This is a genomic window from Shimia sp. (assembly GCF_965227725.1).
GTDB lineage: Bacteria > Pseudomonadota > Alphaproteobacteria > Rhodobacterales > Rhodobacteraceae > Shimia.
The window spans coordinates 854,282-877,548 of the sequence record NZ_CBDDGH010000001.1 but is presented as its reverse complement, the minus strand read 5'-3'; the positions used below and the strand labels follow the sequence as shown (position 1 = coordinate 877,548).

Below are 23,267 nucleotides of genomic sequence, written 5' to 3'. Positions count from 1 at the left end.
CAAAGATGGTCGATATCGCTACGCGCGTCTGGAACCACAAATGGAAGATCGACCCGATTGTGCGGTCTCTGATCGACAACGACTTTTACAAGTTGCTGATGTGTCAGTCGATTTTCCGCAATCGCCCTGATGCCCATGTCACCTTCAGCCTGATCAACCGCTCCTCCAAAGTGCGGCTTGCCGACCTCATCGACGAAGGAGAGCTGCGCGAACAGCTCGATCACATCCAGTCGCTGTCGCTCTCCCGCGGGGAAAGCACCTTCCTGCGCGGCAACACCTTTTACGGCAAACGCCAGATGTTCCGCCCCGATTTCATGGAGTGGTTTGAGAACATGCGCCTGCCGGATTACCATCTGGAGAAGCGTGACGGCCAATATGAGCTGACCTTTGAGGGCAAATGGCATGAGGTCATGCTCTGGGAAATCCCCGCCCTTGCGGTGCTGATGGAGCTGCGTGGACGTGCCGTGCTGAATGACATGCGCAAATTTGAGGTGCAGGTTCTTTATGCCCGCGCCATGACCAAGCTCTGGGAAAAGATCGAACAGCTGCGCACGCTGCCTGATCTGCGCATTGCAGATTTTGGCACCCGCCGCCGCCACTCCTACCTCTGGCAGGATTGGTGCGTGCAGGCCATGGGCGAGGGGCTGGGCGACAAATTCATCGGCACCTCCAACTGCCTGATCGCCATGAAACGCGATCTGGAGGCCATTGGCACCAACGCCCATGAAATGCCCATGGTCTTCTCCGCGCTGGCCAACTCCGATGCAGAGCTGGCCCATGCGCCTTATCAGGTGCTGGAAGACTGGCATGAGGAGCACGACGGCAACCTGCGCATCATCCTGCCAGACACCTATGGCACCGAAGGTTTCCTGAAACGTGCGCCCGATTGGCTTGCAGGCTGGACCGGCATCCGCATCGACAGCGGCGATCCGGCTTCCGGCGCGGAAACCGCGATCCGCTGGTGGAACGAGCGTGGCGAAGACCCCACCAAGAAGCTCATCATCTTCTCCGATGGTCTGGACACCGACAAGATTGTCGAGCTGCACAACCAGTTTGCCGGCCGCGCGCGCGTGTCCTTTGGCTGGGGCACCCTGCTCACCAACGACTTCCGCGGCCTCACCCCGGATGACGGCCTCGCGCCTTTCTCACTGGTCTGCAAAGCCATCAAGGCAGACGGCCGCCCCACGGTTAAACTCTCTGACAACCCCAACAAAGCGATGGGGCCACAGGCCGAAATCGACCGCTACAAACGCGTCTTCAGTGTTGGCGAACAGGATAAGATGGACGTGATTGTGTAACAGGGCAGGGGGCGCTCAGCCCCGCCACCGCCGTGCCATCTCCAGCGCGCGTTCTGCATAGCCCCGCACCGCCGGATCATCATCCGCATAGCGCCCGTTGGTCCAGCCACAGCTGGCCAGCCCGCGCATCAGTGTGAAGGCTTCAAGCAGCTCTTCTGCCCGCTCCGGCAGCGCCCGCACAGTGGCATAGCCCCGCAACAGCGCCGCGCCCAGCTCCTCGCGGTTGGGTTGATCCCAGTTCTGCGACATCTGCACACCCAGCTCATACATGCGAAAACCAAACACACCGTCGTCAAAATCAATCAGCCGCACCTGATCGCCCTGCTGCAGCACATTCTCCCGCAGCGCATCCGCATGGATCAGGCCAAAATCCCCACCCTGTTCGGCGTGCTTGGCAATCACCTCACGCAGCTCTGCGCCGGTCTCGCGCAGCTCTTCAGATTCCGCTTCCGTCAGGCTTGGGTTCTCCCAATACCGCCCCCAGGCCGGATCCGGCCCCAACAGCGCCTCGAGATCCATTGTCGCGCGCTCAAAGGCCTCCGGACGGGTCATGTCGTCGCTGACCATATGCAGCCGCGCCAATTCTGCCCCCAGCGCTTCATGCAGGGCTTCCTGCTCGGCAGGGGGCATCGCCAGCGGCACACCGCCTTCGCCCAGCGGCTCGCCGTCAAGCCAAGTCACCAGCGAGGCCACCCGCGCGCCACCTGTCGCCAGCACCTCACCGGCCAATGTGCGGATCGGCTGCGGCACGGTCATGCCCGCCGCCACCAGCGCCTCAGACCACCAGAGTTCCGAGCGGATCGCATCATCGCTCTGATAGCCGGGCCGATGCAGGCGCAAAGCCGCGCGCTGCCCCTCTGGCCCCTCGGCTTCCAGCACGATGTTCTCCCGGTTCTTGATCAGCCGCGGCGTCGCCGTCACCCCCCAAGCCTTCAGCGCGTCCTGTGCCGCCTTCAGTGCCTCTGCTTCGGTCATGCCACTTTCTCCAGCGCTGCATCCATCACCTCCGCCAGCTGATCGGCGTTCTCCTTGGTGAACACACAGGGCGGGCGGATCTTCAGCGTGTTGTCAAACCGCCCCTCGGTGTGCAGCAGCACGCCAGTGTGGCGCATCTCTTCCACCACCGCATCACAGAGCGCAGTCGCAGGTTTGCCGTCCCGCCAAAGCTCGGCCCCGAAAAACAGCCCCGAGCCGCGCACATCGGCAATCACATCATGGCGCTTTTGCAGCTCGTCCAGCAGGCCGAGCGCATAGGCACCCACCTCTTTGGCGTTCTCCACCAGTTGTTCATCCTCAATCACATTCAGCACCGCCATGGCCGCCGCCGCGCTCACGGGGTTGCCGCCAAAGGTGTTGAAATATTTGAAGCCTTCCTGAAAACAGGTCAGGATCTCCGGCCGCGTGATCACCGCCGCCACCGGATGGCCGTTGCCCATCGGTTTGCCCAGCGTCACGATGTCAGGCGCAAAATTCAGCTTCTGATGGCCCCACCAATGGCTGCCAATCCGGCCAAAGCCCGGCTGGACTTCATCGGCAATGATGATCCCCCCCGCCGCGCGCACCAGCGCGATGGCCTCATCCAGAAAACCTGCTTCCAACGTCGGGAAGCCTTCGTTGGCAAAGTAGGGGCAGACAATCAGCGCCGACACACCGTGGCCGTTCTCTTCCAATGTGGCAATCGCCTGTTTCACCCCTTCGGCAAAGGCCGCCGCCTGTCCTTCACGGGTGCCGCCGGGCGGCATCATATTGTCCGGTGCCGGGGCGCGCTGCACATGCTCCTGAAAGCCACCAATCGGCACTTTGGAGGTGTTGAGCTGGCTGACAGCGGCGGTATTGCCGTGGTAGGTGTTGTCGGTGGTGATCACCCCGGTCTTGCCGGTCATCGCCTGCGCCATACGCAGCGCCACATCATTGGCTTCAGAGCCGGAACAGACCATCACCATACTGTCCAGATCATGGTCAAACTTGGCGGTCAGCGCTTCGCCATATTCTACAATGCCGTCATGCACATAGCGTGTGTGGGTGTTCAGCACCGCCGCCTGTGAGGCAATCGCCTCCACCACCCTTGGGTGGCAATGGCCCACATGCGGCACGTTGTTGTAGCAATCCAGATACTGCCGTCCGTCGGTGTCCCAGAGATAGACACCCTCGCCGCGCGCCACATGCACCGGCTCTTTGTAAAAGGTGGTCATATGCGGCCCCAACAGCCGCGCGCGGCGCTCATAAATAGTGGTCATGTCGCTCTCCTGTTTGGCGCGACCCTAAAGCGCAATTTCAAAAGGGGGAACCAGTTTTAAGTGTGGATGAGAGGTCATTTTTTCCCTCCAATTCCGGAGCTCCCAAGAGGTGCTGCCACGCACAATCCCGTGCATCGGCAAGCGGCGCTTGCTTACGCCTTGGCAGCCTGTATCTTTCTGGCAAATAACAATGAAATTGAGCCCGATGGCAGTAGCTAACCACATCAAACGCAAGTCACGCAGGCTGACGCGCAGTTTTATCGCCAAAGCTTTTGCGGAAAATCTGTTTGGCGCGGCCCGCCCGGCTCCTGCGGGCACCCTAAGAGGGATCGACGTTCTGCCAACCTCCACGGTGCAGCAAAAACTGTCCCGTGCGGCTCAGATCATGTTTACCTCGCGCGGGGAACTGCCCAATTATGAAGCGCCCAGCACGTTTTACGAGAAGCTGGTGCTCAGCAAGTTCTTTGCCCCGATCCCCATGCCCTCTCCCGCAGACAAGCTGGGCTGCGGGGCGTTCATTCCTGAAGAGTTTTCCGAGGTTGCGCAGACCATCCCGCCTGTCTGGGTCGGGCATGAGCCCATCACGCTGGAGCTTCTGCAGTCGCTTGATTTGCCGGAGGGGCGGTATTTTGCAAAATCCAATTGCGGCTCGGGCACCAATCTCAGTTTCCAGTGGCCGATTTCTGAAGAAAAGCGCGCCAAGCTGGAGAAATACTCCGAAGGCTGGTTGACCCTTGCCCATGGAGAGCGTGCCGGCGAATGGTGGTATGGGTTGATCCGTCCACAAAACCTGATCGAACCGGACTATGCGCCCGATCCCTCCGAGTCGTTGAGCGATTGGAAGTTTCACACCGGCGGCGGGCGTGTGGTGGCGGTGCAGCTCGATCTGGACCGCAGCGGGGCCCATCGGCAATTGATTTTTGATCGCGATTTCAACTTCATCAACGAAGAGCTTTTCTTTCGCACCGGGGCGCCCATCGACAAGCCTCCGATGTTTGAAACCGCGGTCACTGTGGCAGAGAGCATGGCGCGCAAGTTCGAATATGCGCGGATCGATTTTTATCTGATGGAAGACCGTCTCTATCTCGGAGAGATCACACTCGCGCCCATTGGTGGCCAGCGTTTGCCGCGCTCATCCGAGCTTGACGCCATCATGGGTCGCGCGTGGCAAGGCGGCTTGTTTGGAAGCGGTGAAAGCTAAGATCGCTCTAAGCTGCGGCGGTATTTAATCCTCGCCACGTACCTTGCCGCGCATGGATTTGACCTCGCCGCGCTCTTTCTTGGCCTTCAGTCGCCGCTGTTGGCTGCCGTAGGTCGGCTTGGTCTTGATCCGACGTTTGGGAGCAACCAGCGCCTTGCGGATCAACTCTGCCAGTCGCTCACGCGCGATCTCTCGGTTGCGAGCCTGGCTGCGGGTTTCGTCACATTGAATGACCAGCGCGCCGTCTTTGGTCCAGCGCCGGCCCGCCAGCCGTTTCAGTCGCGCCTTGATCGGCGCGGTCAGCCCGGGAGAGCGTGCCGCCTCAAAGCGCAGCTCCACGGCGGTCGCCACCTTGTTCACATTCTGCCCGCCCGGCCCGCTGGCGCGCATGAACTGTTCGGTCAGCTCCCAATCCTCAATTGTGATCTCATCGCTGATTCTCAGCATGGCGCTCCCCGTGTTGCGCGACCGATGGGTTAAGACATGCGGTTTTCTATGCGCCCAAAAATTCCACCGACGCAATACAGTGGGGATACCGACGCGATACCGACGTGTGATTTTTGCCCATAAAATAGGTTAATGCAGAAACAAAAAGGGCTGTTTCCCGCGTTGGAAACAGCCCTTCGAGATGATTGGAGGTGCGCCGGTTAGGTCCACACCAATTCGGACATTATGTCAGCCAAGGGCTGCCTCAGCTGCACTCCTTCCAAACTGTTCCGACTCCGTTCTCCATAGCTTCTCTAGACAATGGGCACCTCCTTTCAGATTGTTTCGCGTATCTCCAGCCTGCCATAGGTTGGAGATATGTCAAACAAAATCATGTGGTGCGTGCTGTCAAAGACCCCACGATGATGCGGAATGGCACAAGTGCGAGCAAAGCAAGCGAAAGTTTGACCATCCAATCGGCAAAACCAAGGCTCACCCACAGCGGTGCGATTGGGCCGACACCCAGCAGAGGCAGCATTTCACCGGCCCAGCTGACGTCGTTGCCGGGTTCAACAAAGGTGAGTGCGCCGCTGAAGGCAACGGTGAAGAAAATCGCTGTATCCAGTGAAGAGCCGATCAGGGTGGAGGCCAGCGGCGCACGCCACCAGGCACCGCCACGCAGACGATCAAAGATAGCAACATCAAGCAGTTGCGCGGTCAGGAAGGCCAGACCGGATCCGATGGCAATGCGCAGTGTCACAGCCGGATAGGTGAAACCATCGCCTTCCAGCATGATTTTGGTGCCGATGAAGGAGCAGATCACGCCGACGATGAAACCGGCCAGAACCACGCGGCGCGCAGCGGCGACACCGTACACCCGGTTCATCACATCGGTGACAAGGAAAGCGAGAGGATATGTGAAAGCACCCCATGTCAGCCATTGCCCGTAAAGGAACTGCACGAGGATGTTGGAGGCCACCACAATGGCGGCCATGGCAAGAATGCCAGGAAGATAGGTCTTGTTCATAAGCTTAAGCCCGTTTTGACAAGGTAGCGGCGACTTGGCCCCACGCGCATCGCGGGACGACAGGCACCTACCGTTAAGGGGCGGATAGATCAAGTTTTATTGAGGAAGCACATATTCCACGAGCTCTGTGCGCTGGATCAGCCGGAAATTGTCGTCAGAGATCATCGTGAGCCTGATACGCCCCTCAGCATCGCGCCAGACCGACAGGCCTTCGAGGTTGTCGTGACCGCCTATACCATTGCGAAACAATATCTTTTCGTCAGTGGCGCCGGTTTTGTCGACGTGAAAACTGCGCACACGGGTGCGAAACCCAAAGCCGTTAAAGCCCCGCTCCAGCAGATAAAACCGCCCATCCGGGCCAAAATCCGCGCCAACCGGTTGAAACTGTTTATCCCGTCTCAGGGTAAACGCCGCGCGCCACCGTTTGCCCTGCAGCACATAGGCTTGGATCAGCCTGTCATTCTCCAGCGCATCTTCGGGCATCACCACCAGTCGCCCCGCGGGATCGACCGCAAGTGCTTCAAAGCCCGCGTTCTCTTCCATGTCCTCAAACCAGGCTTCTGTGGGAAAGGACTTGGGCGGCGTGCTTGGGGCAGTGAAGGCTTCAACCCGATGCACCCCTTCAAAGGACACCACCAGCGCACCGTTCTTCAGGCGGGCCAGCCCTTCGCTGTCCCTTTGATTGGTGTGCGGGGAGAATTTTCCCTTTTTGTTGAGAACCTTATCGTGTCTGACATTGGACAGGCTCACAATCGCGCCATTCTCGCGGGCGATGTCGGCGCTGACAATCTGGCCGCGGTCGGAGATGGTGATCATCTGCGTGCCATCCTCTGAAATCTCCAGACCGGAAAACCCGCCAAACCAGCCCGCCTGGATCTGCCACCGATAGGTGGACAGATGCTCTGCGGTGCCAGATTTGGGGTTAGAGGCTTCCGCCCAAAGCGCCAGCCCGCCGGAGACGGCGAGACAGGCGGTTATGGCGATTGCAAGACGGTGACGCATTGGCGGGGCAGATCTGTCATTTGAAGGTCACGGCGAGGTTTCGGCTTGGGCGCATTGGGGTCCGGTGGCGGAGGCGGTGGTGGGAACAGAATATCCTGCACCCATTTCTTGGCATCCGCGCAGCCATCCCCGGCGGGGGGCGGATCCTGATTGACACAGCCCGTGGCCCCATCCGGGCAATTCAGTCTGACGTGAAAATGATAGTGGTGTCCCCACCACGGGCGTATCTTGCGCAGCCAGGCCCGGTCGCCTTTTTCGTCTTCACACATCTGCACTTTGGCACCGGGGAAGACAAAGATACGCGCCACACGGGGATCACTCGCGGCCGCTTTCAGGATCTCATGATGCTGTTTTGTCCAGCTGCTGTTGACATAGGCCCCATTGTCGCGCCGCATGGAGATCGACGAAATATTCTCCCGTTCAGAAGCACTTAGCGAAAGGGAGTTTGCTGGGCGCATCCAGATATCGACGTCCAGCCCAAGCTGGTGGCTACGGTGTCCGGTGAGCATCGGCCCACCGCGCGGCTGGCTTATGTCTCCGATATAAAGCCCCTGCCAGCCCGGCTGTCGCGCCGCCTTTGCAGAGAGATCCTGAATATAGGAAATGGTTTCCGGATGGCCCCAGTTGCGGTTCCGCGAAAGCCGCATCGCTTGCCAGGTCGGCCCGGTCTCCGCCAGCTCGGCACCGCCGGCAAGGCAGCCTTTGGCGTAGCTGCCATAAGGCGTGCTGATTTGCTTTGAGCCTTCGGGTTTCGCGCCAAAAAGCTGTTTGGCGGCAACCCCCTGCATGGCGACGGGCACCTCCTGCTGGGTGGAGAGCACCACCGAAGATTTTGGTGTGTCGTCCTGACAGGCGGCCAAGCCAAGCAGGGCAATCAGGATGAAGAGGCGTGGCCCCATTGTGCGCGATCTCCCTCTGGGTCAACCCAGCGTAGCAGGATCAGCCCCACCAAGAAAAGCGCGATCAGCGGGGTCACGCCAATCTGTTGACTGTCTGACAATGTGGTCATCACACCGATGAGAAATGGGGCAATGAAGGAGGTGGCCTTGCCTGCCAGCGCGTAGAGCCCAAAGGACTCAGCGGTGCGCCCCGGAATGGATTGACGCACCATCATTGTGCGGCTTGCGGACTGGATCACGCCACCCGCCGCACCAATGATCGCGCCAAACACATAGAAGGTGTAATCCGGCAGATTGGACTCCGGTCCGACCGCCATCCCAAAGACGCTTTCACGGGACACAAAGATGATGGAAATCGCCACTCCGCAGAGCAGCAGAATGCAGATATTGATCACCGGCTTTGGGCCAAATTTCGTGTCAGCCTTGCCGCCAAGCCAAGCAAAGACTGCGCCTGCGATGATCGCCAGAATGCCAAAGATACCCACATCGACCACAGACCACTGCAGCACGCCTGCCGCATAGATGCCGCCGAAGGTATACATGCCGTTCAGCGCGTCACGGTAGAACATGGAGCTGCCGAGATAGGCAAACAAAGAAGGGGTTTGCGGCAGGTTGCGGATTGTTCCCCAGACATCGGTGAGCGCTTTGCCCACAGCGCCTTTGGGCGCTTTGGTGGGGCGCGGATCACGCACCCACAGGAAGAAGGGGATCATGAAGACCGCATACCAGATCGCGGTAAGCGGGCCGACAAACCGTGTGCCTTCACGCTGCTCTGCATCCAGCCCGAAGAGCGGATCTTTCCCGATCAGCGTTTTGCCGGTTTCCGCGTTTTCGGCAAACAGTGTGAGCATGACCACCAGCCCGACCAATCCGCCGAGATAGCCAAAGGCCCAACCGTTGCCGGAGATACGTCCGATCTCCTCTTTGCTGCCCAGATCCGGCAGCATCGAGTTGGTGAAAATCGTGGCGAACTCCATCCCGATCATGCCTATGGCAAAGAGGGTCAGGGTCCACAGCAGATTGAAGTTGTCCGGCGCGGCCCACCAAAGGCCAAAGGCGCCAACCACATACATCACCGAGAACAGCCATATCCAGCGCAGTCGGTTGCCAGAGCTGTCAGACAAGGCGCCCAGCACAGGGGCAAGCACGGCGATGATCACACCGGCCGCAGCGATCCCAAATCCCCAGGCGGCCTGCGCCTCTGCACCGTCGCCAATCAGGTCTTTGATGTAGGGCGCAAAGATAAATGTGATCAGAAGGGTGTTGTAAGGCTGGCTTGCCCAATCAAAAAAGAACCAACCCCAGATGCGCTTTTTTGTTGCCGTCTTGTTCATCCGCATCCCCCCGGACTTTAGCTTCAATTAGACAGGAAGGATCAACCATAGCAAGTTATTCCTGCATGGGCGGCCAGGGCCGTGTTGCTTCGGCATCAATCCAGGCTTTGATCCATTCCGGGGCTGGTGGGGAGCTTTCGTCACGGCCCAGAGCCTCCATCACCTCTGCCGGTGGCACAATGCCTTGGCGGTTGGTGATCGCCGCACGATAGAGCGCATGGTTGGCGCATTCGCCGTTCTGCTTCCACATGGATTGCTCAATGTAGACAAAGCGTTCGTCCCAATAGGCCGTCCGGCTGCGCATTTCGATTTTCTCAAAAGTCCGGATACGCCGGCGATAGCGTACCGTGGCCCCGGCCATCGTCATGCTCCATTTGTTTTTGCGCAGGACAGGGACCAAGCCAATGCGGCTCGCCAGCGGAATGCGCCCCAGATCAAACAGCGTCAGGGTGCGGCCGTTGTTGAGCTCCATCCACAGATCAATGTCAGAGGGCCAGCAGCGGTGCTCGGACACATGTGTGCCGGTCAGCGGCAGAGGCGTGGCGTTGCGGTATTTGACCAACTCTTTGATCATGCGCATGACAGGGTACATGGGGCTCTCCTTTGCACGCCCTTCAAGGCTGCTTTAAACGGTTCGTCAACCGACTTCCTCGCGTCAGTCTTGTGCTTTTTGCGCTTGGTGCTTAACTGTGGGCCAATCGCAGCAAAGGAGCCCTCCATGATGGCAATTTACGGTCCGCTGAGACTGATCCTGGACATCGCCTTCTTCTTTATGTTGGCGCATATCATCATGAGCTGGCTGATCAATTTTCAGGTCTTGAACCTGCGTCAGCCGATCGTGGCGCAAATCTGGACCGGTCTGAACCGTTTGCTGGAGCCGATCTATGAGCCGGTGCGCCGGGTGCTGCCTGACACGCGCCCGCTGGATCTTGCGCCGCTGGTGGTCTTCGTGATCATCATCTCGCTGCGTGATTACATCCTGCCGTCTATCCTTCTGGGCTAAACGCACGCTTCGGGCTTGAGCCTGCTTGGGCACTGTGGGACAACTGCGCAGAGCAGATTGCCCAGATAAACAAGGTGAACAATGCGGGCTGCCAGCACCGTTCTCAGTGATGTTTTCGGCTTTGACGCATTCCGCCCCGGGCAGGAAGAGATCGTCAGCGCCGTGGCCCAAGGCGAAGACGTCCTGGCCATCATGCCGACAGGCGGTGGCAAATCTCTGTGTTTTCAATTGCCTGCGCTTTTGCGCGAGGGGGTGACCGTTGTCATCTCCCCGCTGATCGCCTTGATGCGCGATCAGGTGCGGGCCTTGCGGGAAACCGGTGTAGAGGCCGGGGCACTGACCTCTGGCAACACCGATGAGGAGACCGCACAGGTTTGGGATGCGATTGAGGCGGGGCGGCTGAAGCTGCTTTATATTGCGCCCGAACGGCTTGCATCCGGTGCCGCGCTGGGCATGTTGCGCCAGATTGGCGTCAGTCTGATTGCCGTGGATGAAGCCCACTGCGTCAGCCAATGGGGCCATGATTTCCGCCCGGATTATCTGCGCATCGGAGAGCTTCAGCAGGCGCTGAATGTCCCTATTGCCGCCTTCACCGCCACTGCCGATGCTGAAACCCGCGATGAAATCATCGAGCGGCTGTTTGCAGGGCGCACACCGCAGGTTTTCCTGCATGGCTTTGACCGCCCAAACCTGCATCTGGCCTTTGCCGCCAAGGACAATCCGCGCCGTCAGATCCTGCAATTCGCGGCTGCGCGCAAAGGGCAGTCCGGCATTGTCTATTGCGGCACACGCGCAAAAACCGAGAGCCTTGCCAAGGCCTTGCGCGAAGACGGGCATCAGGCGCTGTTTTATCACGGCGGTATGGATCCGCAGGAGCGGCGTGAAACCGAGGCGACCTTTCAGCGCGAAGACGGGCTGATCGTGGTGGCCACGGTGGCGTTCGGGATGGGTGTGGACAAACCGGACATCCGCTGGGTGGCCCACGCTGACCTGCCAAAATCCATTGAGGCGTACTATCAGGAGATCGGTCGCGCCGGGCGGGACGGCGCACCGGCAGAGACATTTACGCTCTTTGGCCCTGATGACATCCGCCTGCGCCGCGCGCAGATCGACGAGGGCCTTGCCCCGCCAGAGCGCCGCGCAGCTGATCATGCGCGGCTCAACGCGCTGCTGGGGCTGGCCGAAGCGCTTAAGTGCCGTCGCGAACAGCTTCTGAAATATTTTGGCGAAGATGAGGTCACCTGCGGCAAATGTGATCTCTGCGACACGCCGCCTGAGGTCTTTGATGGGACCGTCGCCGTGCGCAAGGCGCTCTCCGCCATTCTGCGCACGGGGGAATGGTTTGGCACAGGGCATCTGATCGACATCTTGCTTGGCAATGAAACCGACAAGGTGCGTGAGCGCGGCCATGATGCGCTGCCGACCTTTGGGGTGGGCGGCGAGTTTGACAAACGCCAGTGGCAAGCTGTGTTTCGCCAGATGATGGGGCATGATCTGGTGCGCCCCAACCCGGAGCGCCACGGGGCTCTGACGATGACGGATCGCGCCCGTCCGGTCCTGCGCGACGAAGAAACTGTGGAGTTGCGCCGCGATACCATCCGCGTGACCTCCCGCAAACCGGCGGCCAAAACTCTGGTCAGCGAAGAAAACGCGCCGCTGATGTCTGCGCTCAAAGCCAAGCGGCGCGCCCTGGCCGAAGCCGCCAAAGTGCCGGCCTATGTGATCTTCAATGACCGCACCTTGGCCGAAATGGCCGAAGCGCGGCCCGGGGATCTGGACGATATGGCGCGGATCAGCGGTGTGGGGGCCAAAAAGCTTGCAAACTATGGCGATGCGTTCTTGGAGGTCATCAACGGCGAAGCCGAACAGATGCACCCCAGCCGCCGCAAAATCGCAGGGCGTCAGGATGCAGACCTCTATGACCAGCTGCTGGAGGCACAGTCGCGTCTGATGCGAGGGCCAAACGGCATCGACAAGCCGATGAGCTGCTCTGCCTCCTTGCTGGCCAAGGTCGCCAGCCTGAAGCCGCGCACCTCGCAAGACATGGAACGCCTGCTCGGAGATCGCCGTGCAGATCGTTTTGGTGCCGCCTTTCTGGACGTTCTGCATCAGGCAGATTAGATAGATTCTAAATCAGATGGAGCTGCCGCATGCTTGTTGTAATTTCACCGGCCAAACGCCTGAATTGGGATGCTGTCGAAGGGCCCACCACCGCGCCTGACTTTCAGGAAGATGCGGTGCGTCTGGCCAAGACAGCGCGCAATCTGACTTTGGGTGATTTGCGCAAGCTGATGGATCTGAGCGATGATCTGGCGCGTCTGAACCGCGATCGCTTCAAAGCGTTTGAAGCCGAGCCGGACGCAGAGATGACGCGCCCCGCTGTGCATGCCTTTGCCGGTGACACTTATGTGGGTTTGGACGCTGGCAGTCTGGAACAGGATGAAATGGCCTGGGCGCAGGACCATCTGCGCATTCTGTCCGGTCTTTACGGTGTGTTACGCCCGCTCGATGCGATCCAGCCCTATCGCCTTGAAATGGGCAGCCGCCTGAAGACCCGCCGCGGGTCATCGCTTTATGATTACTGGCGAACCGGGCCGGCAAAGGCGCTGCGCGCGCAGGCAGAGGCCATGAACACCGACACGCTCATCAACTGCGCCAGCCAAGAGTATTTCGGGGCGGTGGATCTGAAAGCCCTCAAGATGCGCGTGATCACTCCGGTCTTCATGGAAGAGCGTGACGGCAAAGCCAAAATCGTCTCTTTCTTTGCCAAAAAGGCCCGTGGCTCCATGGCGCGTTTCATGATCCACAACCGCATTCAGGACCCCGAAGGCCTCAAAGGTTTCGACTACGGTGGGTATCGCTTCCAGGAAGATATGTCCGAAGGTGACCGCTGGGTCTTTCTGCGCGACTACCCCGAAGCGGGCTGATCAGATCAACTCGCAATCGCCTCAGAATTTGACTCAAACGGATCAAGCGTTTCTTCAGGGTGCATCTCTGAAATCACCTTGAAAATCTCCGCCTTGCGCAGGGGTTTGGTCAGGTATCGATCCAACCCGTGGCTCAACACATGCTCTTCATCGCCTTCATTGGCCAAGGCGGTGAGGGCGACAATCGGTGTGCGGCGATTGTTGTTGTTGGCTTCCAGCTCGCGGATTTTTTGCGTGGCCTGGGTGCCATCCATCCGCGGCATGGAGATATCCATGAAGATCAGATCAGGCGAATAGGAGATATACTGCTCCACCGCCTCGACACCGTCGTGCGCAAACATCAATTCCAGATCGAGAGATTTGAGCAGCTTTTCCAGCACCAGACGGTTGGTTTTATTGTCTTCGGCAGACAGCACGCGCATGCGCCGACGCGCGGTTGCGCCTTTGCCATTGTTGGGGCTGGCCTCTGCCGCCTTCGCAATGCCGAGATTGAGCTCAGCGCGCGAGCCGGGTTTGGCCAGAACACTCTTGATCAAGCCCAGATCATCGGCATCCCCGAAGGCTTTCGGGTCTGAGCTCAGCGCGACAATTGGTGTCGCAATCCCCTGCGCGCTCAGCTCTGTGTTCAGCTGCTGCGCATCAATGCCGCCTGCCGCGTGATCAGCCAGAATCAAATCCACATGTTGGGCCAACAGCATGACCTGCGATTGATCGGTGCAGATCGTGACGGTTGCCCCCATCTGTTCCAGCTGTTTCTTCAGCAGGTCGCTGTTCACCTCGGTGTCAGATGCCACCAGCACATGCTGCACATTGTCTGGCAGCGGCACCGGCAGGTGATCGCAGTTCTCGTCAATTGGCAGGGTCAGACGGAAGCCAAAGGAGGTGCCCGCACCCACAGTGGATTCCACCCAGATTTCGCCGGACATGAGATTGACCAGCTGTTTGGTCAAAGCAAGGCCAAGGCCAGTGCCCTCAAACTCACGGTTCTGGCTGGTGTCGACCTGATTGAATTCGCCAAAGATGTGATCGAGCTGCTCTTCGGCAATCCCGATCCCGGTGTCTTCAACGGTCACATGCACCACGGCGTTTGAGCCGTCGTTGGTGATCACCCCAACCACGCGCACAAGGATGTGCCCAGTGTGAGTGAACTTCACACCATTGCCAATGAGGTTTGTAAGGATCTGGCGCAGCCGCGCAACGTCGCCCACAAACTGGGTTGGCAGGAAGAGGTCGTAATCCACCAGAAGCTCCAGCCCGCGCTCACGTGCGGAGACCTGATGCAGAGTCATGACCTCGTGGATACAACGCTCCAGATCGAAGGTCTCATTGCGCAGACCGACGTTTTCCGCCCCGAGTTTGGAGTAATCCAGAACATCGTTGATGATCGACAGCAGCGCTTCGCCGGAGTTCTTGATGGTGGAGGCAAACAGACGCTGCTCCTCGGTGAGCGTGGTGTCCATCAACAGGCTGGCCATGCCCACAACACCGTTCATCGGGGTGCGCAGCTCGTGGCTCATGTTGGCCAGAAACGCAGATTTCGCCTGACTGGCAGCTTCCGCTTCCTGACGCGCCCGCTCCAGTTCCGCTTCCTGGCGCACCGTGTCGGTGATGTTCATCGCAAGACTGGCACGATCTTCGCCAATGTTGCGGTGATCAATCAGCTTGAGGAATTCCTCGTTCCACAGCTGCACAATCACCGGCTCCGGTTCTTCATGATGCCAGCGCTGCTGCATCATATTGCACCAGTCGTCCGGCGAGGTGTCCTCAAGCACAAAGAGGCCCTCATGCGCCGCAAATTCCATGATTTCGTTGTAAGAAATCCCGGGCTTGATGTGCTCCGCGCCTTCAAAGATCGCCAGATAGCTTGGGTTGGCGGCAATCATCTTGCCGTTTTCGTCAAAGAATGCAAAGCCATCGCGGATGGTGGAAAGCGAATGCCAGAGCCTGTGCTCTGCCTGTTCGGCACGCTCTTGGGCGTTTTCCAAATCCGTGCGGAACTTCTTGTTTTCTTTGGTGACGGTCTTGACGGTCTCACGCGCTTCGACAATCTCATTTGCCAGCTGCGCAGCATGTTTGCCCAGCTTACGATTGGCCGCATAAAGCTCGCGCTTTTTTAACTCCAACAAACGTTCTGCAGCCAAACGGGCGCGCCGTTCGTCAGCAAGTTTTTGCGTCAGCGACATTCGCCGATCCTCAAGCCGTATTTTCCTGAGAGCCATATTTCAGACTGTCCGTGAACATCTGCTTAACTCCGCCGCGGCGTTATCGCCGTTGCAATGCGTGATTGTGTCGTGGCACCATCAAGTCATTGATTATTGGAGATTAGAATGCTTCGGATTTTAGCCATTGGGCTCTTCGCGCTGACCGGTACAGCGGCGGCAGCACAGGAAAGTTATGTGCCCGACCGTCGGGTGGTGGTGAGTCGCGATGTCGATTTCTACGGCGCAGACCTGCAGAACCTTTTTGACACCACATATGCGGCTTGTGTGGAGACCTGCTTGAACAATCCGCAATGCGTTGCGTTCACGTTCAACCGCCGCTCAAACGCCTGCTTCCCGAAATCCGAAATCAACGAGCGCCAGCCCTATGAAGGGGCGCTCTCTGCGGAGATATTCAACGCGTCTGAAGAATTGCTGAGCACTGCACAAGACCGTGCCAAGGATCTGAACTTCCTGAGAGAAAGAGACCTCTTGGCGGCCAAGGAGCTGGCGGCCAACATCGGGCGCACCCATGCCGGTGGTCGCTGGGGCGTTGAAGAGATGCTCACCGCCGCAAGAGAGCGTCGGGCAGAGGGAAACCTGCTAAGCGCGATGCGCTGGACAGGGGCCGCCTTGAGCAAAGCGGATCGCAGCGATCTCTGGCTGGAGTATGCGCGGCTCAATGCCAATCTTCAGGGCGACAGGGCGTCGGAAACCCGCCAATACAAAGAGCGCGCCTTTCTTGGGGCGCTGAACGCCTATCTGCGGGCGCAGTCGGATCTTGAGCGTATCAACGCGCTTTTGCTGATGTCTGGGCAACTCGAAGATCAGGATCGGGGCAAAGCGGTGCTGCGCAGTCTGCGCCTGGCAGAGGCCATCAGCCCGCGAAACGATGTGATCACACAGCTAGAGGCTGCCATCGGGAAATACGGTTTCCGCGTGTCAGATCATCAGGTTGAGAGTGATATCGAAACCCCACGCCTATGTGCCGAGTTCAATGAGCCGCTCATTGAAACCGGGCAGGATTACACCTCGTTTGTGAAACTGCCGGATGCCCGTCTTGCCTTGCATGTCGAGGAACAGCGCATTTGTGTCGAAGGGCTGACACATGGTCAGGACGTCCAAGTCACTTTCCGCGCTGGCTTGCCTGCCAAAAGCGGGGAGACCTTGGTGCGCGACACCAATGTGCGCGCCTATGTGCGGGACCGCAGCCCAAAGGTTGCATTCTCAGGCCGCGCCTATGTGCTGCCGCGCAGCTCGGACGCCGGATTGCCGATTGAGACCGTGAATCTGGACGAGGTGGCGCTCACCCTGCAGCGCGTGAATGATCGCAACATCTTGCGCGCCATTCAGGATGGCTACTTCGGGCAGCCGCTGAGCTATTGGCAGATGGAAGGCTTCGACCGCGATGTGGCTGAAACAGTCTGGACCGGCCGTGGCGAGGTTGAAAACACGCTCAACCAGACGATGACAACACGCCTGCCGATGGCAGAGCTGGTGGCGGGGCAGCCCGCGGGGGTCTATGCGCTCACTGCCGACCTGCCGGGCGCGGACAAATATGATGAAACATCCACAACACAGTGGTTCCTGCTGTCAGACATCGGCATCTCAAGCCTGAGCGGCACCGACGGGCTGCATGTGTTTACGCGCCAGTTGTCAGATGCCGCAGCACTGGGGGCGGCGAAGGTGCGCCTGTTGTCGCGCGCAAACCGCGTGCTGGCGGAAACGGTCAGCGATGCGGAGGGCTATGCGGTCTTTGACGCGGGGCTGACGCGCGGCACCGGTGGCGCATCTCCGGCGCTGGTCATGGTTCAGAAGGGCGAGGATTTCTCCTTCCTGTCGCTGACCGATCCGGCCTTTGATCTCTCCGACCGAGGTGTGGAAGGGCGGCCTGCCGCACCGCCGATTGATGTTTTTGTCACCACAGATCGAGGCGCCTATCGCGCCGGCGAGACCATCCATGTCACCGCCTTGGCACGTGGCGCAACGGCGCAGGCCTTACCCGCCTTGCCGCTCACCGCGATCCTGACCCGCCCCGATGGGGTGGAATACAGCCGACAGGTCTCCACCAACAGCGTGGCGGGCGGACATGTCTTTGCGCTGCCACTTGGGGCAACCGTGCCGCGCGGGCGCTGGTCTCTGGATTTCAAGTCCGATCTGGAAGCGCCCGCTTTGGCGAGTGCAAAAGTGCTGGTCGAAGATTTCCTGCCCGAGCGGATTGATTTTGAGCTCACACCACCCAAGGCGCCATTTGATGCCCAAAACCCTGCGGCAGTGTCACTTGAGGCGCGCTATCTCTTTGGCGCACCTGCCGCCGATCTGGAGATCGAAGGGCAGGTGACCCTGAAGGCCCGCGACACGTTGGAGGGGTTCAAAGGCTTCCGGTTTGGGCGCTATGATGCGCCGTTTTACGGTCAAACTACCTATTTCTCCGGGGATGAGACAGATGAGACCGGGCAGGCAGACATCTATCTGTCCCTGCCTGAACAGGAGGCACAGGGCCGCGCGCTTGTCGCCGATGTTGCGGTGCGTGTGCTGGAAGGCTCTGGCCGTCCGGTAGAGCGCCGCCTCACACATCCTGTCGCCTCTGCTACACCGCTGATCGGTATCAAACCACTGTTTGACGAAGAGGTGGTGCCGGAAGGCAGCAAGGCAAGTTTTGAAATCATCGCAGTGGATCCGAGCCTGCGCGCCACAGCCATGCCAGTCGCATGGTCAGTGAACCGCCTGCGCACGCGCTATCAGTGGTATCAGCTCAATGGCGGTTGGGAGTGGGAGCCCACCACCACACGCGAAACCATTGCCAGCGGCTCCGCCATACTTGACGGCGGCCCCTTGGAAATCGGCGCAGATGTGGATTGGGGCCGCTTTGAGGTTGTGGTCACGCAAGACGGCGGGGAATTTATCTCCAGCGCGATGACATTTGAGGCCGGTTGGTATGCCCCTGCGGATGCCACCGAAACGCCGGACACCCTCGAATTGTCGCTTGATGCAGAGCAGTATCGCAGCGGGGACACCGCACAGCTGCGGCTGGTGCCGCGCTACGCGGGAACCGCGCTGATTTCGGTGATGTCCAACCGTCTGATCGCGATGAAAACCGTTGCCGTTCAGGAAGGCGAGAACCTGATCGATCTGGATGTGACCGATGAATGGGGGGCAGGGGCTTACGTGACCGCTTCGGTCATCCGCGCTGCAGATACGCCCGCAGGGCAAAACCCGGCCCGCGCGCTTGGGCTGAGCTATGCGCAGGTTGATCCGGAGGAAAAGCAGCTGGCCGTTTCCATCGCCGCACCAGAAGTGATCGACCCGCGTGGCCCCTTGGATGTGACTTTGAAAGTCGACGGAGTGACCGCCGGTGAAACCGCCTTTGTCACTCTGGCAGCGGTGGATGTGGGCATTCTCAACCTCACCAGTTTTGAAAGTCCCGACCCTTCGGCGCATTACTTTGGCCAGCGCCGTCTGGGCATGGAAATCCGCGACGTATATGGCCGACTGATCAACGGTTTGAGCGGCACTATGGGACGCCTGCGTTCCGGTGGGGATGCCACTGCGGCCACAGGGTTTGACGCGCCTCCCCCCACCGAAGAGCTGGTGGCCTACTTTCAAGGTCCCATTCAGGTAGGTGCAGATGGCATCGCAAATGTGCAGTTTGATATCCCTGAATTTAACGGCTCAGTGCGCCTGATGGCAGTGGCTTGGTCGCAAACCGGGGTGGGGCAGGCTGATGCGGAAGTGCTGGTGCGGGATCCGGTGGTTGTCACCGCAAGCCTGCCGCGCTTCCTCGCCCCCGGAGATCAGAGCCGCCTGCTGTTGGAATTTGTCCACGCAGAGGGTGCTGCGGGTCGGATGGGGCTGGATGTTGTGGCAGAGGGCGTGACGCTGGATGCCGCGCAAATCCCCTCAGGGTTTGCGTTGGAACCAAAAGGAACAGCGCGGTTCTCTGTGCCGGTTGTCGCAGATGAGATCGGAGATCACAGTCTGCGCATTGCGCTCACAACGCCAGATGGCAAACAGTTGGTCAAATCGCTCACCTTGCCGGTGCGGGCCAATGATCCGGCTGTGAGTGAGACCCGCCAGATCAACTTGGCGTCCGGCGACAGCCTCACCCTTGGTGCAGATGTGTTTGCCGATCTGCGCGCAGGCTCCGCTGAGGCAATCCTGTCCACTGGCGCTTTGGCGCGCTTTGGTGCGCCGGGTCTGTTGCAGACGCTGGATCGCTATCCTTACGGCTGCACAGAACAGGTGACCTCCCAGACGCTGCCGCTTCTTTATTTTGAAGATGTGGCAAACGCGCTGGGCATGGGCGTGGATCGCGATCTGGACAGCCGCATCGCAGAGGCCATCGCGCTGGTCCTGACACGGCAGGCCAGCAATGGCAGCTTTGGTCTCTGGCGTCCCGAATCCGGCGATTTCTGGCTGGATGCCTATGTCAGCGATTTCCTCTCTCGCGCACGGGCGCAGGGGCACGTGGTACCTGATCTCGCCTTCAAACAGGCAATGAACAATCTGCGCAACCGCGTGAACTATGCACCGGACTTTGACGCAGGCGGCGAGGATCTGGCCTATGCGCTTATGGTTCTGGCGCGCGAAGGGGCGGCAGCCATGGGCGATCTGCGCTACTATGCGGATGTGAAGGCCGACGCCTTTGCAACGCCTCTGGCAGCGGCGCAACTTGGCGCGGCACTGGCGCTTTATGGCGATCAGACGCGGGCGGATGGCATGTTCCGCACCGCCGCGCGCAAGATCGCAGCACAGGTCGGCCGCGAAGAGGCGGCGCTCTGGCGCGCGGACTATGGCACCGATTTGCGCGATATTGCAGGCACTGTGGCTCTGGCCGTGGCGGCGGGTAGCGAGGCTCTGGATGCCAACGGGCTTGCTCAGCAGGTGGCCTTTGGCAGTGAGACGCCCTCCACCCAAGAGGCGGTCTGGTCGCTTATGGCGGCGCATGCGCTGATCGAGGATGAGCGGCCCAGCGGATTGACCCTCAACGGGCAGCCGCTGAACGGGCCGTTGTTGCAGCGGTTCACGGATCAAGACCTGTCTCAGGAGATCGCCCTGACCAACACAGGAGAGGCCGCGCAGTTGGTGACGCTGACAACGCTTGGCGTGCCAACCTATCCGGCAGAGGAGCGCAGCTATGGCTACCGCATAGAGCGGCAGTATTTCTCTGTGGAAGGGCAGGCGGTTGACGCAGTTCAGGTGCTGGCAGGCGAACGACTGGTTGCGGTTTTGACGGTGATACCTTCCGGTGAGGGTGGGGCGCGTCTGATGGTAAACGATCCGCTGCCTGCGGGTTTTGAAATCGACAATCCCAACCTTCTGGCAGGCGGTGATCTGCGCAATATGGACTGGTTGCAACCGGTCGAGGCCGCCAACACAGAATTCCGTTCGGATCGGTTCTTGGCAGCTGTCGACTGGCGCTCGGCGCAGTCATTCCAGTTGGCCTATATGGTGCGCGCGGTCAGCCCCGGCGATTATCATCACCCGGCCGCCTCTGTAGAGGATATGTATCGCCCGCAATACCGCGCCAACACCGCTGCGTCGCGTCTGACCGTGACCGAATAACATGCGGATCCTGCCTGTTTTTCTGGTGTTCACGCTTCTGCTTCTGGCAGGGGCGCGGGACGCTTTTGATCAATGGGTGGCGGAGACAGAGCTGCCAAATCTTCTGGCCGACACCTCGGTCGAGGTGGTGGATCGCAACGGGCAGCTCCTGCGGGCCTATACAGTTGACGGCGGGCTGTGGCGGCTTGGGGCGCAAAGCGACGCGGTAGACCCGCTCTATCTTGAGACCTTGCTGGCCTATGAGGACAAACGCTTCTGGACCCATCAGGGGGTAGATGCTTGGGCGCTGGCCCGTGCCGTGGCGCAATCTTCGTGGCATGGGCGGGTGGTGTCTGGAGGCTCGACGTTGACCATGCAGGTGGCACGACTGATTGAGGATTCCGGCACCGGGACCTGGGCCGGAAAGCTGCGCCAGATCCGGCTGGCGCTTGCGTTGGAGCAGCACCTGAGCAAGCAGGAAATCCTTGGTCTCTATCTCACCCATGCGCCGTTTGGCGGCAATCTCGAAGGCATACGCGCCGCCACCCTGTCTTGGTTTGGCAAAGAGCCTCACAGGCTGACACCTGCGCAGGCCGCGCTTTTGGTCGCCCTGCCGCAAAGCCCCAATGCGCGGCGGCCTGACCGCAACCCTGAAGCTGCTGAGGCCGCGCGGGAACGGGTGCTTTGGCGCGCAAAGACCGCTGGGGTGCTGGATCAAGAGGGTGTGGATGCGGCTTTGATGACCCCTGTGCCAAAAGTGCGGCGGGCCTTTCCCGCTGTGGCGATGCATCTGGCGGACCGCGCAAGGGCAGCGGCCCCAGAGGCCGCGCGGCATCAGGTGACGGTGGATCGCGTTTTGCAGACCTCGCTTGAGACATTGGCGCAGGAGGCTTTGCGCGGCCTTGAGGAGCGCGTGTCGATCGCCATGGTGGTGGCAGATCATCACAGCGGCGAGATCCTTGCCTCTGTTGGGTCCGCAGGTCTGACACAGGCGGATGCACGGCAGGGCTTCATTGATATGACCCGAGCCAAACGCTCGCCGGGCTCAACGCTGAAACCTCTGGTTTACGGGCTGTCCTTTGACCGAGGCTTGGCCCATCCCGAAACCCTGATTGCCGATGTGCCCACCCGATTTGGCCGCTACGCGCCGCAGAATTTTGATGGCCAGTTTCGCGGCGCGCTGCGCGTGCGGGAGGCCTTGGCGCAGTCGCGGAACATTCCGGTGGTCATGCTCACGGATGAGTTGGGGCCCGCCAATCTGATGGCCGCGATGCGGGCTGCGGGCATGGCTCCGGAGCTGCTCGGCGGTACAGCTGGACTCGCGGTGGCGCTGGGCGGGGTCGGTGTCTCACTGGAAGAGCTGGTGACGCTTTACGCGATGATCCCCCAAGGCGGTGTTGCCCAACCTCTGATCTGGCAGGCGGGGAAGGACACCCCGCGACAGCAGCGTGTGATCAGCAGATCGGCGGCCTGGCATCTGGCCGATATCCTCTCAGAGATAGCCCCACCCGCAGGCGCACCGCGCAGTGGCTTGGCCTATAAGACCGGTACCAGCTATGGGCATCGGGACACTTGGGCCATCGGTTTTGATGGGCGTCATGTGGCCGGTGTCTGGATCGGGCGCCCCGATGGCACGCCGGTGCCGGGCGCCTTTGGTGCAGAGATCGCGGCCCCTGTGCTGTTTGATGTGTTTCAGCGGGTGAAGCCCACGCTGGATCCCTTGCCAACCCCACCGCCGGAAACGCTGATCGTCAGCAACGCCGCACTGCCTGAACCGCTCAAAACATTTCGCGGCCGCAACGCCGTCTTTGAGCGCAGCGAAGACGCCTTGGAAGTGGCCTTTCCTCCGGAAGGTGCCAGACTTGCCGGCGCGCGGGACGGTATGACGATCAAGGTCAAAAACGCCGCCTTTCCGGTGACCGTTCTGGCCAACGGTGCGCCTGTGGCGAGCGGAGTGCGTCATGGGGATGTGACCCTGCCCGCGGCAGGGCGCGGCAGCGCGACAATCACCGTGATTGATGCGCGCGGACAATCTGATCGCATCACCGTCTGGATCGACTAGTGCACAAGATCAGTCATTTTGGGAAACATGGGTGTCGCATCTGTTTTGCGGCCCGATTGCGACGGGGGCCGGTGGGGCGGATGGCCAAGGCATGAACCTCTGGCCACCC

General features: G+C 60.0%; 16 protein-coding genes. 7 read left to right on the top strand and 9 right to left on the bottom strand.

Translation table 11 applies throughout. From position 1 onward, the window contains the following. Positions 1 to 5: 5 nt before the first annotated feature. Positions 6 to 1,298, top strand: a complete 1,293-nt coding sequence (pncB, locus tag ACO07T_RS04100; protein WP_422048371.1) for a nicotinate phosphoribosyltransferase — start codon at positions 6 to 8, stop codon at positions 1,296 to 1,298. Positions 1,299 to 1,313: 15 nt separating this feature from the next. Here pncB and ACO07T_RS04095 read toward each other — a convergent pair whose 3' ends face one another. Continuing rightward, entirely contained in the window at positions 1,314 to 2,273 is a 960-nt protein-coding gene (locus ACO07T_RS04095) for a phosphotransferase enzyme family protein (RefSeq protein ID WP_422048370.1), read from the bottom strand. Then, positions 2,270 to 3,535 (bottom strand): aspartate aminotransferase family protein, encoded by a 1,266-nt coding sequence (locus ACO07T_RS04090; RefSeq protein WP_422048369.1) that lies wholly within the window; start codon positions 3,533 to 3,535, stop codon positions 2,270 to 2,272. The genes ACO07T_RS04095 and ACO07T_RS04090 overlap by 4 nt, the downstream gene beginning before the upstream one ends. A gap of 205 nt (positions 3,536 to 3,740) precedes the next feature. On the opposite strand from ACO07T_RS04090, the gene ACO07T_RS04085 reads away from it, so the two are divergent. Beyond that, positions 3,741 to 4,736: an ATP-grasp fold amidoligase family protein gene (locus ACO07T_RS04085; protein WP_422048368.1), complete on the top strand. Its 996-nt coding sequence runs from the start codon at positions 3,741 to 3,743 to the stop codon at positions 4,734 to 4,736. Positions 4,737 to 4,760: 24 nt separating this feature from the next. On the opposite strand, the gene arfB is transcribed toward ACO07T_RS04085, so the two are convergent. The 6 genes from arfB to ACO07T_RS04055 all read right to left on the bottom strand — a co-directional run bounded on the left by arfB (position 4,761) and on the right by ACO07T_RS04055 (position 10,016). After that, the gene (gene arfB / locus ACO07T_RS04080) at positions 4,761 to 5,183 is read right to left on the bottom strand and encodes an alternative ribosome rescue aminoacyl-tRNA hydrolase ArfB (protein WP_209084919.1); all 423 of its coding nucleotides are present in this window, start codon (positions 5,181 to 5,183) and stop codon (positions 4,761 to 4,763) included. A 370-nt stretch (positions 5,184 to 5,553) separates the two neighbouring features. Further along, on the bottom strand, positions 5,554 to 6,189 hold the full coding sequence (locus ACO07T_RS04075; RefSeq protein WP_209075978.1) for a queuosine precursor transporter: 636 nt from the start codon (positions 6,187 to 6,189) through the stop codon (positions 5,554 to 5,556). A 96-nt stretch (positions 6,190 to 6,285) separates the two neighbouring features. Beyond that, positions 6,286 to 7,191 carry an esterase-like activity of phytase family protein gene (locus ACO07T_RS04070; RefSeq protein WP_422048367.1) on the bottom strand — a complete coding sequence of 302 codons (906 nt, stop codon included), beginning with the start codon at positions 7,189 to 7,191 and terminating at the stop codon, positions 6,286 to 6,288. Then, on the bottom strand, positions 7,164 to 7,979 hold the full coding sequence (gene mepA, locus ACO07T_RS04065) for a penicillin-insensitive murein endopeptidase (protein ID WP_422048601.1): 816 nt from the start codon (positions 7,977 to 7,979) through the stop codon (positions 7,164 to 7,166). The genes ACO07T_RS04070 and mepA overlap by 28 nt, the downstream gene beginning before the upstream one ends. A gap of 86 nt (positions 7,980 to 8,065) precedes the next feature. Beyond that, positions 8,066 to 9,424, bottom strand: a complete 1,359-nt coding sequence (locus tag ACO07T_RS04060; RefSeq protein WP_422048365.1) for an MFS transporter — start codon at positions 9,422 to 9,424, stop codon at positions 8,066 to 8,068. 55 nt (positions 9,425 to 9,479) lie between these two features. Next, positions 9,480 to 10,016 carry an acyl-CoA thioesterase gene (locus ACO07T_RS04055; protein WP_209057753.1) on the bottom strand — a complete coding sequence of 179 codons (537 nt, stop codon included), beginning with the start codon at positions 10,014 to 10,016 and terminating at the stop codon, positions 9,480 to 9,482. A 126-nt stretch (positions 10,017 to 10,142) separates the two neighbouring features. On the opposite strand from ACO07T_RS04055, the gene ACO07T_RS04050 reads away from it, so the two are divergent. The 3 genes from ACO07T_RS04050 (at position 10,143) to yaaA (ending at position 13,354) form a co-directional block, all read left to right on the top strand. Continuing rightward, positions 10,143 to 10,427: a YggT family protein gene (locus ACO07T_RS04050; protein WP_209057751.1), complete on the top strand. Its 285-nt coding sequence runs from the start codon at positions 10,143 to 10,145 to the stop codon at positions 10,425 to 10,427. A gap of 81 nt (positions 10,428 to 10,508) precedes the next feature. Further along, on the top strand, positions 10,509 to 12,548 hold the full coding sequence (recQ, locus tag ACO07T_RS04045) for a DNA helicase RecQ (protein WP_422048364.1): 2,040 nt from the start codon (positions 10,509 to 10,511) through the stop codon (positions 12,546 to 12,548). 29 nt (positions 12,549 to 12,577) lie between these two features. Next, the gene (yaaA, locus tag ACO07T_RS04040) at positions 12,578 to 13,354 is read left to right on the top strand and encodes a peroxide stress protein YaaA (RefSeq protein ID WP_422048363.1); all 777 of its coding nucleotides are present in this window, start codon (positions 12,578 to 12,580) and stop codon (positions 13,352 to 13,354) included. 5 nt (positions 13,355 to 13,359) lie between these two features. On the opposite strand, the gene ACO07T_RS04035 is transcribed toward yaaA, so the two are convergent. Then, positions 13,360 to 15,537 (bottom strand): response regulator, encoded by a 2,178-nt coding sequence (locus tag ACO07T_RS04035; protein ID WP_209075964.1) that lies wholly within the window; start codon positions 15,535 to 15,537, stop codon positions 13,360 to 13,362. 144 nt (positions 15,538 to 15,681) lie between these two features. On the opposite strand from ACO07T_RS04035, the gene ACO07T_RS04030 reads away from it, so the two are divergent. Both ACO07T_RS04030 and pbpC read left to right on the top strand, forming a co-directional pair. Beyond that, positions 15,682 to 21,117: an alpha-2-macroglobulin family protein gene (locus ACO07T_RS04030; protein ID WP_422048362.1), complete on the top strand. Its 5,436-nt coding sequence runs from the start codon at positions 15,682 to 15,684 to the stop codon at positions 21,115 to 21,117. 1 nt (position 21,118) lies between these two features. Further along, the gene (gene pbpC / locus ACO07T_RS04025; protein ID WP_422048361.1) at positions 21,119 to 23,158 is read left to right on the top strand and encodes a penicillin-binding protein 1C; all 2,040 of its coding nucleotides are present in this window, start codon (positions 21,119 to 21,121) and stop codon (positions 23,156 to 23,158) included. The last annotated feature ends 109 nt before the right edge of the window (positions 23,159 to 23,267 follow it).

Excerpts from the sequence above, each read along its gene's own strand:
- pncB (WP_422048371.1), top strand. The coding sequence starts at position 6 with ATGGTCGATATCGCTACGCGCGTCTGGAACCACAAATGGAAGATCGAC.
- ACO07T_RS04095 (WP_422048370.1), bottom strand. The coding sequence starts at position 2,273 with ATGACCGAAGCAGAGGCACTGAAGGCGGCACAGGACGCGCTGAAGGCT.
- ACO07T_RS04090 (WP_422048369.1), bottom strand. The coding sequence starts at position 3,535 with ATGACCACTATTTATGAGCGCCGCGCGCGGCTGTTGGGGCCGCATATG.
- ACO07T_RS04085 (WP_422048368.1), top strand. The coding sequence starts at position 3,741 with ATGGCAGTAGCTAACCACATCAAACGCAAGTCACGCAGGCTGACGCGC.
- arfB (WP_209084919.1), bottom strand. The coding sequence starts at position 5,183 with ATGCTGAGAATCAGCGATGAGATCACAATTGAGGATTGGGAGCTGACC.
- ACO07T_RS04075 (WP_209075978.1), bottom strand. The coding sequence starts at position 6,189 with ATGAACAAGACCTATCTTCCTGGCATTCTTGCCATGGCCGCCATTGTG.
- ACO07T_RS04070 (WP_422048367.1), bottom strand. The coding sequence starts at position 7,191 with ATGCGTCACCGTCTTGCAATCGCCATAACCGCCTGTCTCGCCGTCTCC.
- mepA (WP_422048601.1), bottom strand. The coding sequence starts at position 7,979 with ATGCAGGGGGTTGCCGCCAAACAGCTTTTTGGCGCGAAACCCGAAGGC.
- ACO07T_RS04060 (WP_422048365.1), bottom strand. The coding sequence starts at position 9,424 with ATGAACAAGACGGCAACAAAAAAGCGCATCTGGGGTTGGTTCTTTTTT.
- ACO07T_RS04055 (WP_209057753.1), bottom strand. The coding sequence starts at position 10,016 with ATGTACCCTGTCATGCGCATGATCAAAGAGTTGGTCAAATACCGCAAC.
- ACO07T_RS04050 (WP_209057751.1), top strand. The coding sequence starts at position 10,143 with ATGATGGCAATTTACGGTCCGCTGAGACTGATCCTGGACATCGCCTTC.
- recQ (WP_422048364.1), top strand. The coding sequence starts at position 10,509 with ATGCGGGCTGCCAGCACCGTTCTCAGTGATGTTTTCGGCTTTGACGCA.
- yaaA (WP_422048363.1), top strand. The coding sequence starts at position 12,578 with ATGCTTGTTGTAATTTCACCGGCCAAACGCCTGAATTGGGATGCTGTC.
- ACO07T_RS04035 (WP_209075964.1), bottom strand. The coding sequence starts at position 15,537 with ATGTCGCTGACGCAAAAACTTGCTGACGAACGGCGCGCCCGTTTGGCT.
- ACO07T_RS04030 (WP_422048362.1), top strand. The coding sequence starts at position 15,682 with ATGCTTCGGATTTTAGCCATTGGGCTCTTCGCGCTGACCGGTACAGCG.
- pbpC (WP_422048361.1), top strand. The coding sequence starts at position 21,119 with ATGCGGATCCTGCCTGTTTTTCTGGTGTTCACGCTTCTGCTTCTGGCA.